Here is a 13,789-nt window from a genome sequence, read left to right on the forward strand (position 1 = left end):
CCCTCGTATGTTTAGGCCGGATCTTGGCCACGGCAATCGCTGTGGACGTGCCATTTCGTCTTGGCGAAGCACTCCACCCCTGCCACTAGTGGTGCGCGCGGGTCTCCTGCAGGCGTTTGATGAACCATCGGGACTGCTCCGGTCCGTACGGCAGCACCGGGATGGCTTTGGTGGCATCGCTGGGAGTGTCGCGGATGGACTGGATGGCCTGGCGGACCGCCGTGGACATCGTGTTGGCCATGGTCTTCACGAACTGGTCGCTGCAGGGTTGGCCGTGGCCGGGGATGAGGAATTCGTAGCGGTGGCGAAGCGCGGAAATGTGCCGCAGGCCGTCTGCCCATTCCTCGGGAAAGGCGTCTTCGAAGGACGGGTGAGCGCCCTGTTCAACGAGGTCGCCGGCATACAGCGTGGTGGAGGTGCCCACGAGAAGGTCCCCGTCGGTGTGACCGCGGCCCAGATAAAAAAGAGTGACGGTCTGCCCACCGAGATCCACCAAGACGGGCTGGTCCTTCACGATTGCGTTGGGAACCACCAGTTCGGCGTCGGCACCTTCGCCGGCTGCCATTTCCGGTTCCAGGGCGGCGACCATGCGGCGCTGCCGGTCTCCGTTCTCCTCAATCTCGCGGGCGCAGTTTTCGTGGGCGTAGAACTCGGTGACGCCCTCGTCCGCGAAGACGGCGTTGCCGAAGAAGTGGTCGTAGTGGGCGTGGGTGTTGACCACCACCAGCGGCAGCTGGGTCTTTTCGCGGACGGCGGCCAGGATTTCCCGGCCCTGCCGGGGACCGCAGCCGGTGTCGATCACCATGGCGCGTTCTGCGCCGATTATGAGTCCGGTGTTGAGCTTCGAGCCTTCGGTGGTCAGCAGGTGGTTACCCTGGCCGACCTCCATCCATCGCGACATTATGTTCTCCGTATTCATGCGTTCCGGCGATCCTAGGCCTCGATTCTACCCACGCTGAGCTGGTGGAAGCCTGAGGAAATGCCCGCGGCGGCTGGAGCAAAGTGGCCAGGTTGTTCAGCACTCTACGAACCTGCCAGCTTGGTTCACATCGTTCGAAAGCCACTTTCCGTAGGCGCCCGCCGCGGTGATAGCTGCACAAACCGTCGCGGGGTCGCTGCCCGCGGGCCTGTAGACGGCATAAATGTACTTCCCCCCGCTGTTTGCAGCCGACGGCCCGGCGAATGATCCGCACGACAAGTCGGTCCGCAGGTACGACGACCCGGGAAACTGTTGAAGCAGCGCCGCAACTTCGGCTTCGTATCTGTCCGGGTTGTAGCTCGTGCCCAGAACGACGATTCCGCTGCCATCGCAATCCGGGTACGTCATGGGCTGGCTGAGCCCAAGATCCCCCGGCCGGTCCAGAGCCGGATCCCCTGCCGGCCACCAGTAGATGACGGCCTCGGCGGTGCGGTTCCCGGCATCGTCTGTGACTGAATACTCCGAACTGGTCATCTCATAGCTGGTATTTGGGGCGTTACGGGCTATATAGCCCGACGCAGTTCCCGACGCCGCAAGTTCGATCGTTCCTCCGGACTGTTTGTTGAGACCGTAGTAAACCAGCGCCCCGTTTACGCTGCAGATCGCACCCCGGAACGTCACGGTGGCCGCCACCTGAACGAGTTGCCCCTGGCCTCGACAATATGCTTTGTCCGCGTTGGACTGACTCCCGCCGCCAGCAGGCTGGCCGCCTGCCACCGGCGCGGCGCTGTTCGGGCCTGAGGCTGAAGATGAGCTGTGCGGCCTGGCACCGTGTGAATTCGGCGGAAAGCCGAAGGCGACACACAACGCACCAACCGTCCCTGCAACCGCCACAAAAGCCGCTGCTCGACGCCAGAAAGCAAGTGAGGCGGACGGAGGCCTCTGGGGCCGTGCGGTCAAAACATCGGGATCGGAACTCACGTGATTACCTGCTTTCGGACGGAATTGCCTTCGACCAGCGGCCAAGAACTGCACGGAGAGCCCCGAATACCCCAAGGAAAGTCACGATCAGCGCGAGCGAAGGACCGGTTGCCTGCATGAAGCCCCCTACGCCCGGAACGTCGGAGGAAAGACCCAGGATCGTAAGAGCGCCGAGGGTCATTACCGCGGCAGCGGTAAACTCAACAAGTTGTTCGTTGAGCGACGACATCGCTCCGAAGAGCATGGCGCCGCCGAGACTGAGAAGGAACATCCAGCCGTTGTCCAGCTGAGAGGCTTCCAGTGGTCCCGCGATGTGGATAAGAATCTCGGCCCACGCGTACAGGAGCAGCCCAAGCTTCCACTCAATTCGTCCGGCGAGGAACCCCACAATGGCGCCGAAAACGGCGAACGTCCAGACAAGGGCGAGCAACGCCCACCGCTTCCACAGCTCGCCCGGATCACCGTCCGGAGGCGAGAGGTACTTGGACGCTGCACCGAAAGCCCCAATGATACCCAGAGCCGAATAGAGGAAATGGACGGGTATCCGCACCGTCTTGGGCATGATCGCGCACACGGCTGCCAGGACGGCCATCAGTCCGCCCGCCATCATCGATTCGGATGTCCCCGTGCCGAGTGGCAGCGTGGCCAGGCAGAACGTTGCCAAGAGACCGGTAATAAATTCCGGACCTTTGCGTTCGCCGGCAACCTTCCCGAGAATCCACCGGGACGGGCCTTTTTCGTTTCTGGTGCCACGCAGGATGAACGTGTAGATTGCGGACATCGCGAGGACCACGATGACAGCAGCGGCTATCTCATTCACCCTGCCACGACCTCCGCCACAGCCACCGTCACGTTGTCATTCCCGCCGGCGTCGAGAGCCAAGTGGATGAGCTTCCCGGCAGCTTGCTCCGTGTTGAATCGGTCCTCGGACGTCGAAAGCGCGGCTACTATTCCAGCGATGGCTTCTTCGGGCACGAGGTCGGTGAGCCCGTCCGTACACAGGACGTATCTGTCGCCGAGTTGCGGAACTATTTCGAAGACGTGCGGATCCGGGTCCGACCCTCCCCCGAGTGCCTGGGTCAGGATGCTGCCTTGTTCGGAGCGACGATCGTCAGTAGTGAGGCGGCCAAGCATGCCTTCGGTCACGCGGTATGCCCGCGAATCACCAACGTTGTAAGCGGCCGCAGTTCCCTCCGGCGAGAACTCAATCCCAACAGCAGTTGTGCCCATCCCCTGCAGATCCGGAGATGCTTCAGCAGCCCTATCGAGTCGGCGGCCGGCTTCACGTACCCGCCAGATAAGGCCGCGCCTTTCCTCCGGGCCGTCGGCGGGGCCGCCGTCGTGCGCTGAAAGGAACTCGGCAGCCAGCCGGCTCGCCGTCGCCCCTCCGCTGTGGCCTCCGAGGCCGTCGCAAACGACGAGTCCAAGATGCGTCCTGCCGAGCGGCATTGACAGCGTCAAGGGGTTTGGCCGGTGGCCCTGCAGGGCCCAGCCGAGAAGACCTATTGCATCTTCATTGCCGCTGCGGACCAGCCCCACATGCGTTGCTAAGGAGATGATGATTTTCACGGGCGGACAACCTCGTCAGGCACGGACATTCGCCTTGCTTCGGCGTCCACGCGGTATTTCTCGCCGCTAAGGAGGCATGCGGCTGCGTGCCCGCCAGCAACCCAGAGAGGAAAGGCGAGCCAGTCGCCGATGTCCAAGAAGACCTCGAACCCCGGGACGAAAGCCGAGTCGAGCCCAAACCAGAAAAATACGCCAGTGACAAAGCCGATGACGGTGAGGAACTTTGCCCACGTAGGCTTGCCGAAGGCCGCCCTGGCTGCCACGCAAATTGCCACGGCGGCCAGGAGTGCCACAACGGGTTGCAGAAAGAATCCGACGGGGACAGATCCTGATCCGGTGGAGAAAAAGTCACTGCCAACTGACTGGGCCGCCTGCACGTTGGAATGGCCCGTGAGTTCAAGGATTGAGGCTCCCACGAGGTAGGCGATCCAGAAGGGGATGCATAGTCCCAGCATCATGGGGATGGCCCGGAGTTCCTTTCGGGTGATGGCTTGGCGCCTTGCCACGAACCCCTGCTGCGCCGTGTTGTACGCGGAAAGCGCAGCGTTCCGGCGGGCTCTGTCCTGCGCCTGCTGTTCACGCACGGAGCGGAGATTAGCTGCCCGCGCGGCGGTCGCTTCGTCTCTTGCGCGCGGCGCGAAGCTCAGGGCAAACACGAAGCGGTTCACTGCCGGAATCGACATGTCGTCCCAGACTTTCGTGAACCATTCGAGTTCAAGTCCCCCGGTCTCGGCCGCCGCTATTGCCTCGGTTTCCAGCGGTCCGGTCTGGTCGGCTGACAGTACGGCCAATAGTGAGAACCGTCGAAGGTACTCCCGCTCCTGCTCCGAAATAGTCAAGCTCTGCGGAAACAAACCAAGCACATCCGAATGCAATTGAACCCAGCGCTCCTGAAGCAGGATCAGCGCGTCCTGTTGCGGTCCGCAAGCCAGGCGGGAGACTACCCTGCCAGCCAAGAGGTCCTTCACCACCGACGCGGCCTCGGGGGACTCATCCAGTGCGAGCCCCGTCAGGCCAGCCGCGGATCCGACGTCGAACCCGCCGAAGACCGTCGGTCCGGAGGGATCAAGGTGGGCCGCAAGGAGTGCGACAGCAAGTTTTGCCCTGCCCCTCCTGGACGCGTCGGCAATCGGCGCAACATTGCTCCTGCCCGTAGCCTCGACGGCCCACTCCAGGACGGCGGTCATCTCAGCGCCCGCCCCAATCCGGGTCGCTGCCTCGCGCCACTCGGTGCGGAGGGCAGCCGCGAACGCTTGTGCATCCCGGAACACCGTTTGCCCAAGGGAGACCGGGCACGGCCGCAAAGGGACAATCGTTGCCGCAGGTGGAGCCGCCAGGGAGACGTCCTCTGCGATGTCCGGCGTCTTTCCGTCGAGCCAGGCCCGGGCTTCAGCGGCTCCCCATCTCCCCTTCGGATCCCTGGTCAGCAACCCGCGCAGAAGTAGCCGGAGTCGGGCATCCTCAACGTCCTCGAGAGGAACACTGCGTCGCGCCAGCTCGGACCGAATCGCCGAGTCGGACATCCACCTGCCGTCTTCTAGTTGAAACACATTGCTGCCGCGAATCAGATCCAGGAGCGTCATCCCCAGGCTCCACCAGTCTGTTTGCGCCGTAATCTGGTCCGAGTCGCCCGGTCCGAGGTAAGCCGCGGTTCCTTTCTGTCCAACGTTCGTTACCCGGGACCGGCCTTCCAGGGCCACCGTGACCCCGAAGTCCGACAGGACAACGTCCAGCGGCTCCTCCGACCGGATCAGGACGTTGGACGGCTTGAGGTCAGCGTGGACGTAGGGGTGCATCCGGTCCAGCGCCTCCACGAGCTGGGAGGTGATCGCAACCACCTGGTCCACGGGAAGCCCGGACCCGCGCGTCTCGAGCAGATCCTGCAGGCTCCCTCCCCTGCAGAACTCCATCAGTTCGAAATGGACGTCGCCTTCGTTGCCGCGCTCGTCCACGCGCACCACGTGCTCGGGATCAAAATGGCGGGCATACTCCGGGTCATCGAGGGCTACTGCGTAGGTGGGAGTGCGGGAGAAGACTTTGAGCGCCTTCGGCTCCCCGCCGTCAAGTGCCGAGCATTCCCAGACAACCGCCTCGCCGCCGACCCCGATCCGCCGTACGAGTCGGTATCTTGGAGCCAGTTGCGGCGGCAGTACGAAGGGAAAGTAGGTCTGCGGCCTTTCCGGACCAGGCGGAACGCCGTTTTCAACGCGCGTACGAGCTTCGCCGGGCGGGTGCTGAACCGCCTGGGGCTCGACGGCGGTGACGCCGCCGCCCGCTCGGGGAGCGGCGGGCGTCTCCACTCTCGTCGCCGCGCCCCTCTGCCCGGAGATCGCCGGCTGGTCGTCGCCTGGATGGGTGTTGAGCGTCATGTGCTGCCTTCCTTTGCTGGCTGCCGACGGGCGTCGTCGTCGGCTATCAGAAGAACGGAAATGACGACCTTCGACCCGAGTCGCAGGACATCATCCGGGCCCACATCGTGCAGCGCGTTCGGGGCGAGGCGCTCATTGTTGACGAAGGTCCCGTTCGTGGAATCCGCGTCGCACACCTGAAGCCGGTCCGCGAGGGCGGACACCGTGCAGTGGAACCTGGAAACCGCGTCAAAAGGGGCAAACAATGGGCTCGAGGCCAGATCCGCGGAACGGCCCAGAACCACTGTCTCACCGGCAGGGACGAGGAGCGTTCCTCCGCCCTGGACACTCAACTGCCAGGCGTTTGCAGAGGGTTGCAGCGGCTGGGGGCTGGCCGCTACGGCGCCGGGTCCTCCCTCGATGTTCGACTCACTATCCGGGTGGACTAAATTCGCTGCGTCGTTGGGGCACTGCCAATAGTCCGGCGGCCAAAGCTCCCGGCAGACCGGGCAGACGAGGTCATCCACAGAACCATCTGTCATGAAAACCACGATTTTCGCCCCATGGTCACACCTTTTTGTCTCAATGCTGCGTCCAGAGCCTTAAGATCTCCCTCCAGGGGGATCCCCGTCATCCAAACGGAGCTACCGTCAACCTGCACCCCGATTTCACGGCGTTGAGCCATGTAGACGGTCGCCAGATCGTCCTCGGAGTAGCGCTCCGCTCCCAGCGCGCTGAAGACATTGACGCGCTGATTGGATGAACCCCTGAGCCCCAGATCCGTTGGCGCCTCCTGCTCGAAGGGGTCGCTGATGAGCACGTCCACCAAGGCAGGTATCCACGGAAGTTCGGCCACTACTTCTTCCAGCGGGCGCCCCGAATAGAGCAGGATGTCCAGCGGGTTTTCCAGGGCTTCTTCCCACAGCCGTAGTTTCTCCACAAGCTCACGCAGGGCCTCGGGCTGCTCGCTCGGCTCGCCACCGGAAATCGTCACTCCGTCGACGTGGCCACGGAGGTCTCCCAGCCACTGGAGTATTTCCTTGACGGCCATCCGGCTCTCCGGCAGCGAGGGCCAGGTGTCGCGGGACATGCAACCCGGGCAGCGCACGGTGCAGCCTTGGAACCAGATCCCCGCCCGGCGGCCGTATCCCAGCGATGTCACCGGGAAATGGAGTCGGGATATTTCAGGCATGCTTGAGCCTCACTTCCCATCCGTCGTCCGTGGGTTCTATGCACGTGACTTCTGTGTCAGATGTTCCATCCGGTGCGTCAAACAGCGCCCGTGCCAAGGGATTCACGAGCAGGCTCTCCACAACCGACGAGACCCCGCGGCCCCCGTAGTCCAATCTGTTCCGGGCATGGCACTGCAAATGCTCCACCACAGCGTCGGCGAAGGTGATCCGGATGCCGGTGGAGGCCAAGACCCTCCCTTGGACGTTTTCCATGAACAGCGGCACCAACTGGTCTGCCGTCTCATCCGAAATGAAGTTGAACACCACGATGTTGTCGCCCAGTCGGTTCAGGAGCTCGGGTCTTCCGATGACGGATGTGAAGTGTTCTTCAACGCCTTTCCTGATGGAAGCTTCCACCTGGTCATAAGGCGCACCCCGGTGCACCACCGGAACGCGGCTGCCCGATTCGTCGGAGTCGTAGACTCCCAGGTTGGAGGTGAACACCAGCAGTGTTTCGGTGAAATGCACGGTCACCCCGTTGCCGTCCGTCAGCCGCCCGTCCTCCAAAATCTGCAGGAACTTGTCCAGAATCCTGGGGTGGGCCTTCTCGATCTCATCAAAGAGGACCAGCTGAAAGGGTTGCTGCCTGATCGCGTTGGTAAGTTCGCCGCCGGCGGTGTGGCCGGTGTAACCCACGGGGGCGCCGATCAGCCTGCTTTCGGCATGCTCGGAGGCAAATTCGCTCATATCGAACCGGGTGAAGGCGTCGCGGCGTCCGAAGACGAGTTCGGCGAGCGCCTTCGCAAGTTCGGTCTTTCCGACGCCGGTGGGTCCCGCGAAGAACAAGACGCCTTGCGGCCTGGCTGTTTCACCGGCCCCCTGCGCCCCCGTGAGGCCCATCGCCGAGCGGATGAGAATGTCTACCGATTTTCGGACGGCGTGTGGTTGTCCCAGGACGCGCTTTCCGAGGTACTCCGATCCTTCGCGGATTTTCTGCCGCAGTTCGGCGTCTTGCCACGGGTTATCGGGCACCCCGACACGGTAGGTGCGCACAGCGTCGTCGATCCGGTCGAACGGGATCCGCCGGTCGATGGCCAGCCTGTTGATCTCCTGCAGGGCCTTGATGTTCAGGCCGGCGGTGGCTGCCGCAAACCGGCGGGCGGCGGCTTCCCGTTCCGGCTCGGTCGACTCCCTGCCGCCGGCCAGCGACCGGACAAGCAGGGATGCGGCCTGGTATCGCTGAGACTGCGACGGTTGCGGTACGGACACCACACGTACTGCATCCAGCCCAGCGAACCACGGCGGTAGATCATTCTCCTTGTCAACGAGCCAAAAGACGGAGTTATACACAGCGGCAGCATGACTTCCGTTGAGGAGTTTCGCTACAGCAGTGTCAGCCAGCTTTTCAGCCGTGGACATGACTTCGTGGAAAAGCCCGTCGGTTGCTTCACCGTCCGTCGTCAGACGCGATGCGTTCGTCACCATCAGTGCGCAGCCGGGAAAGGCGCCAACCACCCTCCGCAGGAGCTGCGGGAGCTGCGCAATGGGCGATGGGCAGGGTTCGACGTCGTTGGTTACGGATGCCGCGAGGCCCGGTGCCGCTTCGTACATCACCGATAGGCCGTCCACTGAATCGAAGGCGAGGACGCATGAGTATCCGGCCCGGCGGAGGACCGCCGTGACGGCCTGGGTGGTGGTGGGCCACGGTGACCGGTGCCCACGGCCGTCCGTCAGATGAACATCGCGAAGGTTCCCCGTCAGGATGTACTGCGGGTTGGAGGGCAGCACCATGTCGATTTCACGAAGCCATGCTGCCGTCGGGCCGGAGTCGACGTGTGACTCGCTCACAGGGTTTTCCCGAGGCGTCGCGTGGATTTCTTGCGTCCGGACGGGGACGAGCCCGCGGTTTCGACGGCCCCTCGTCCAGCGGTTGCCTTCCCCGCGGACACTACCGGGGCGGGGACGATTCCCGGCGGAACGCTGCGAATGCGCCGCAGGGTCACGCCGGCATCACCCAGAAGCGGTGTCAAGGCCGCAATGGAATCACACAGTTCCACATCGGCAGCCATGTCAGAAGCCCCGTCCCCGGGTCCCGCGATCCGGACGGAGCGCACGGCTATTTCGCTGCCGTCGACCGCGATCTGAACACCGTGACGTTTGCTGGACGGCGCGGAGAGCACCGTCCCGCCGGTGACCGTCGGGTCCAGATCCGTAACGGCGTAGCCGAGCGCAGCAAAGCTTTCCTTGACGGCATCCTCAACGAAGGCCCGGGCACGCTCAGAATCTCTAACCGATTTCAGCTGGTCGACGCGCTGCAGGCAGTCGCCGACGTTTTTTTCTGCATCGGCAACGCTCTCCGCGAGTGAGTGCGAGTAGCCCGCCTCATCTATTCGCATTACCAGGCTCTGAGCGGCAATGATGCTTGGCGGCAATTCTCCGTCCTCAAGGTGAGCGGTCAGTCCCAAGCTGTTGTGGGAAACGGCCGCAGCCCGATCATAGAGATCATTGGCTCGACGGACATCGCTGCGAAGCTGCCCCAGTAAGGCTTCATGGCGGAGGGGTTTGGCAGTGATCGCTGCATTTGCAAGGACAGCCAGGTCGCCGACCGGCATTTTGAGGTCAGCAAGTACTTCTTCAACTCGGGCGCGCTCGGCGTTGATGTTGTGTCCAGGGGAAGGTTCGGCAATGACCTCTGCAGGCTTCGCCACCGTAACTTCCTGGGCTTCAGCGCCGACTGAAGACGGCAGCTGGGCGGCCAGTGCCCCCAGCGAGGCACTCAGCGAACGCCGGCGTTCGAGGGCCAGGGTGTCTTCCAGTTGCTTCGATAGACCTTCCACGCTCTTCCGAACGCTGACAGCCCGGGCCGTGACCACGTCGGTGGGGGTCTCTTCCCCTGGCTGCTGGGTCCCGGCACGCAGGCTTGCTGCAACGATGTGCGAATGGCCCAGGTCGTCGCATCTGGTAATCAGGCCCTGAAGCCGGGAATCAGCCGCCCGAAGATCCGCAAGTGATTCTTCACGCCGGCGAAGACGCTCAAGCACTTCCTGCTGGAGAGCGTAGGAAATGCCCTTAGGTCCACTCATCCGTATCCCCCAATTGCCAAGTAGACGCCCTGCCCCCAGCGGCGCCGCGTCACCACAGATTCGTCGTAGCCCCCGCCGCCCTGACGGCAAGTAGCCATATCTGATCACAGACACCTTTCCCGGAATAGGCATTTGTAGAAAATTTCCGTTTGTGTCGTGGAGAAAGGCGAACCGAAAGTCGAAACATTGACACAGGAAATGCATTGCCAAACGAACCACAGACCCGAATAATCTTGCCTGTGCTACAAACCGGCACGCTGGATCAAATTGGGAGATCTCTATGACCTGCAAGAAATGTCAGCGACCGCTCCACGACTGCAGCTCATGCAACGGCGGGAGGAACCGGGGGCTGCTTGGCACTGCCCTGACCTGTTCCAAGTGCAACAGCTCCGGCTTGCAGTGCGCGACACATGGCGGCGGCTGGAAGTAGCCAGCAAGGAAAACTGATGCTTGACAGCATCATTTGACGAAGATTGTTAAGATAGCTGCTTTATCCGAACTTTCCAGGAAACTCCCGTCAATTCCTGTCATCGAATTCTTTGTTTAGAACATGCGCCGGAAAGTCAGCGCCTTATTTCAAATTTCTGCGTGTTGAATTTCTTCCTAGTTTGCACCGTTTAACTAGACCGACCGGAACAGCACTAGGGTTGCCCGGTTGGTGTAGTTAAGGGCTTGAAAGGTTAGACGAACACGGCCTCCAAGGCGGGCGTGCTGTTGTCCGGCATCGGGGGTCCGCTCTCGGGCCATTGCCAGTCCCGCCCGGGGCATGCCCGGCCGGGAGGGAGGGCTGGCAACGGTGGAGATAAGACGGAATTGCCCGGCATGAAATGGGTATGGCGCCTCAGATGTATGAAAAAGCCAGAGCGAAAGGGTCCGACAAGCCTCCCAGTAGCCGGGTTTTTACCTGCAAATAGGTGGTTTGTGAGCCCTCCGGGGCGGGTTGTTTCCGGACTCAATGACGGTGACCTCTTCCCGTCACGGCGGGGCTGGCCGTCCGTTCCGGCGCCGGTGATCGGGTCGGTGGTGGTGCTGAAGGCGTTACTGGGCCGCTCTGACCGCGAAACGGCCGAGGCGTTGACGTGATGTCCCTGACGGGCAGGAACTCGTGGCCGCCCACGCGAGCGAGCATGACCACACCCGCACCGGCAAACCGGACATCGACTGGGACAACCAGGAGGCCACGGACGGGCTGGTTTCGACGCTCGTCACAGACGCGCTGGGGCTGCTGGCTGCGAAACTTAGGCGTCGGCGGCCTTGCCGTCATGGCGCGTCGCCCGCAGGGTCGCCCCGGACCGGATGTTCTTCACCGTCGACCCAGACACACGGCCGCGCACAAGACCAAGTCCCGCCAGCAACACGGATTCAAGGCACACATCGTGATCGAGCCAGGTGCCGGGCTAATCACCGCCGCGGAACTGACCAAGGACTCCGGGCCTGAGAACAGCGAGGGCGCCGTCGGTGCCCGGCGCGCACCAAGGATCCCACGATCACCGGCACCAGCGTGGACGTCTTGGCAGACTCCGCCTACGGTTCCGGCGAAATGCTCGCCGCTCTCGCCCGCGCCGCGCATACCACGGTGATCAAACCCTGGGCGCTTCGCCCGGCTGTCGAGGTCGAGTTTACGCTGTATTATTTCACCGCGATGAGGCCGACGGGACCGTGACCTGCCCGAACAACAGCACTAGTACGATCACCGCCAAACGGCGGGTCATGTCCTGCACTGTCTGCGCCGGCTGTCCTTCCGGGGCCGGTGCATCGCCTGCGCTATGGAATGTGGCCGGCGCCCTTGGACCAATCGCACGTGTTCGGATCCGGCGGTCCGGACAACTGTGCTCGGGTAAGCTTGTTGGCGACGACGGCACTCATCTGAGGGGGAGGACCAATGTCATCACCAAGTTCCACGCCGCTGTTTTCAGGAGGAGTCCAAAAATATGCGTGGGTAGACCTCGGCAAGGGCGTGTGCATGATCCTGGTCGTCCTTCTGCACGTCTCACACTGGTTCGAGCGGGACATTTCGCACGGCGCTGTCGGACCTTGGATCCACCTCAGCGATTTTCTGACCCCCCTCCGGATGCCCCTGTTCTTCTTTATCTCCGGATTCCTCGCGACACGGGCCATCCGGCGGCCCCTCAGGGAAACGAAGGCGCGGACTGTAGGGCTGTATTATCTCTACATTGTTTGGACGCTTGTGGCCGCATTGCGGCGCATCGTGCTGTTCGCTGCCGGTCAATCGGCTTGGCCTACATTCATTGATGTAGCCAGCGGTCTGTTCTTTCCAACACTGTTTTGGTACATCTGGGCGCTGGGCGCCTACTTCCTCGTCACGAAGGCGCTCATGGGCGTGCTCGGGAAGAACAGCGATTTGGCGCTTATTCCTGTGTTCGTTCTCGCCGCCGTGGCGCCCTTCATAAGTGACTGGTCCCGTGAACTATTGCAGCCACGCATGGACGGTATTGAATTAGGCTCCATAGCCGCGAACCTCGCTTGGTTCTACTTCGGCGTCCACGGAACGACCGCGTGGTTGGCGATCATGAGGAAGGCCTCAAAGCCCAAGCTGTTTGTATTCACAGGGGTCTATTTCGCAGTATACGCTGCAGGATTTGGCCTCGGAGTATTGACCGAAGTCAAGGTAATCTTGGCACCAATCGCCATCATGGCCGCAGCTCAATGGCTATCCCTCGCGCGGACAACCACAAGAGCCTCCCGAATATTACAAGCTGTGGGCAGCCTGACGCTTCCCGTGTACATTCTGCACTTCTTTGCGCTCTCCGCCGCCGGCACACTCATAATGGTCAGTGGCCTCGTCCCAGTCCTGCAAAAAAATTTAGGCGTGTCGGGCGCCATCGTCCCTCCGGCGCTGACAGCGCTCATAGTGTGGTCAACATACAAGGTGGGACGAATCGCGATGCGGGCTCCCGCCCGCTGGATGATGGCCGCGCCAGCTTGGATGCTGCGTCCGGGGCACAACGCAAGCCACCGTATTTCTTGATGCCGCTGCCCATCATCCGGCCTGCTACTTACCCAGCACAACGCCGACCACGAAGGCGGTCGCGTGGGCCGTCGATGTCGGGACTGCCCGGCTTTTTGTTGACTCGGGTCTTAGGCCGCTGTGAGCGCGACGACCGGCGCAGGATCGGGAACCGGCTCAAGAAGCTCGCACCCAGAATGGGTGAACGCCTTGCCGGCGAGATCATCGACGCCCTGGACCAGCAAACGGTTACAGTGGTGTGAACGAACGATGCGACCATCGTGCTGCCCCTGTTGGCGCGGATGCTCGAGAATATCCGCGAATCGCGGGACACCGTTTTCGCCCAGGTCGAAGCCTTCGTGGAGGCCCACCCTCTTCAGCCGTTCCTGACGTCGCTCCAGGCGGTCGGCGTCAGGACCGCAGCACGGATCCTCGCCGAGATCATCGGCGAAGATTTTGTCTCCGCAGGACACCTGGCTTCCTACTCAGGACTGGCCCCGTGACCTGGCGTTCCGGGACAGCCATCCGCGGAGACCACCCACCCCGGACGGGAAACAAGATCCTCAAGAGAGCCCTGTTCCTCTCCGCCTTCGCCGCACTGAAGGATCCGCTTTCGAGGGCCTACGAACGGAACGAGCCGAAGGCAAACGCCACAATCAGGCTCTCATCGCTCTCGTCCGCGGCCGCTGCTGCGACACCCCCTACGCCATGCTTAGGGACGGCACCTTCTACGAACCCCTGCTACCTCG

Annotated in this window: 11 protein-coding genes and 1 pseudogene; 3 read left to right on the forward strand and 9 right to left on the reverse strand. The window is 62.5% G+C overall.

The features are described 5' to 3' along the window. Positions 1-85 precede the first annotated feature (85 nt). The 9 genes from Q8Z05_RS02830 to Q8Z05_RS02870 all read right to left on the reverse strand — a co-directional run bounded on the left by Q8Z05_RS02830 (position 86) and on the right by Q8Z05_RS02870 (position 10,072). Positions 86-901, reverse strand: a complete 816-nt coding sequence (locus tag Q8Z05_RS02830; RefSeq protein WP_305941989.1) for an MBL fold metallo-hydrolase — start codon at positions 899-901, stop codon at positions 86-88. Positions 902-1,015: 114 nt separating this feature from the next. Continuing rightward, positions 1,016-1,612: a hypothetical protein gene (locus Q8Z05_RS02835; protein ID WP_305941990.1), complete on the reverse strand. Its 597-nt coding sequence runs from the start codon at positions 1,610-1,612 to the stop codon at positions 1,016-1,018. Positions 1,613-1,904: 292 nt separating this feature from the next. Further along, entirely contained in the window at positions 1,905-2,720 is an 816-nt protein-coding gene (locus Q8Z05_RS02840; protein ID WP_305941991.1) for a hypothetical protein, read from the reverse strand. Beyond that, on the reverse strand, positions 2,717-3,469 hold the full coding sequence (locus tag Q8Z05_RS02845) for a PP2C family protein-serine/threonine phosphatase (protein ID WP_305941992.1): 753 nt from the start codon (positions 3,467-3,469) through the stop codon (positions 2,717-2,719). Before Q8Z05_RS02845 ends, Q8Z05_RS02840 begins: the two co-directional genes overlap by 4 nt. Continuing rightward, on the reverse strand, positions 3,466-5,838 hold the full coding sequence (locus tag Q8Z05_RS02850; RefSeq protein ID WP_305941993.1) for a serine/threonine-protein kinase: 2,373 nt from the start codon (positions 5,836-5,838) through the stop codon (positions 3,466-3,468). Before Q8Z05_RS02850 ends, Q8Z05_RS02845 begins: the two co-directional genes overlap by 4 nt. Further along, positions 5,835-6,359, reverse strand: a complete 525-nt coding sequence (locus tag Q8Z05_RS02855; RefSeq protein WP_305941994.1) for an FHA domain-containing protein — start codon at positions 6,357-6,359, stop codon at positions 5,835-5,837. Before Q8Z05_RS02855 ends, Q8Z05_RS02850 begins: the two co-directional genes overlap by 4 nt. Further along, complete coding sequence (locus Q8Z05_RS02860; protein ID WP_305941995.1) at positions 6,356-7,009, reverse strand: 4Fe-4S single cluster domain-containing protein; 654 nt, start codon at positions 7,007-7,009, stop codon at positions 6,356-6,358. The genes Q8Z05_RS02855 and Q8Z05_RS02860 overlap by 4 nt, the downstream gene beginning before the upstream one ends. Then, positions 7,002-8,837 (reverse strand): AAA family ATPase, encoded by a 1,836-nt coding sequence (locus Q8Z05_RS02865; RefSeq protein WP_305941996.1) that lies wholly within the window; start codon positions 8,835-8,837, stop codon positions 7,002-7,004. The genes Q8Z05_RS02860 and Q8Z05_RS02865 overlap by 8 nt, the downstream gene beginning before the upstream one ends. Beyond that, a complete protein-coding gene (locus tag Q8Z05_RS02870; RefSeq protein WP_305941997.1) occupies positions 8,834-10,072 on the reverse strand; it encodes a hypothetical protein in 1,239 nt (412 codons plus the stop codon). Before Q8Z05_RS02870 ends, Q8Z05_RS02865 begins: the two co-directional genes overlap by 4 nt. Before the next feature lie 921 nt (positions 10,073-10,993). On the opposite strand from Q8Z05_RS02870, the gene Q8Z05_RS02875 reads away from it, so the two are divergent. From Q8Z05_RS02875 to Q8Z05_RS02885, 3 genes and pseudogenes are all read left to right on the forward strand, one after another. Next, a complete protein-coding gene (locus Q8Z05_RS02875) occupies positions 10,994-11,155 on the forward strand; it encodes a hypothetical protein (protein ID WP_305941998.1) in 162 nt (53 codons plus the stop codon). A 799-nt stretch (positions 11,156-11,954) separates the two neighbouring features. Beyond that, positions 11,955-13,061, forward strand: coding sequence for an acyltransferase family protein (locus Q8Z05_RS02880; RefSeq protein WP_305941999.1), 1,107 nt, complete (start codon positions 11,955-11,957; stop codon positions 13,059-13,061). 137 nt (positions 13,062-13,198) lie between these two features. After that, positions 13,199-13,778: pseudogene (locus Q8Z05_RS02885) on the forward strand (transposase); the annotation flags it as partial. Between the last annotated feature and the right edge of the window lie 11 nt (positions 13,779-13,789).

The sequence above is a fragment of the Arthrobacter oryzae genome (assembly GCF_030718995.1).
Taxonomy (GTDB): domain Bacteria; phylum Actinomycetota; class Actinomycetes; order Actinomycetales; family Micrococcaceae; genus Arthrobacter; species Arthrobacter oryzae_C.

Coding starts and splice junctions, on each gene's coding strand:
- Q8Z05_RS02850 (WP_305941993.1), bottom strand. CDS start 5,838: ATGACGCTCAACACCCATCCAGGCGACGACCAGCCGGCGATCTCCGGG.
- Q8Z05_RS02830 (WP_305941989.1), bottom strand. CDS start 901: ATGTCGCGATGGATGGAGGTCGGCCAGGGTAACCACCTGCTGACCACC.
- Q8Z05_RS02880 (WP_305941999.1), top strand. CDS start 11,955: ATGTCATCACCAAGTTCCACGCCGCTGTTTTCAGGAGGAGTCCAAAAA.
- Q8Z05_RS02870 (WP_305941997.1), bottom strand. CDS start 10,072: ATGAGTGGACCTAAGGGCATTTCCTACGCTCTCCAGCAGGAAGTGCTT.
- Q8Z05_RS02855 (WP_305941994.1), bottom strand. CDS start 6,359: ATGACAGATGGTTCTGTGGATGACCTCGTCTGCCCGGTCTGCCGGGAG.
- Q8Z05_RS02860 (WP_305941995.1), bottom strand. CDS start 7,009: ATGCCTGAAATATCCCGACTCCATTTCCCGGTGACATCGCTGGGATAC.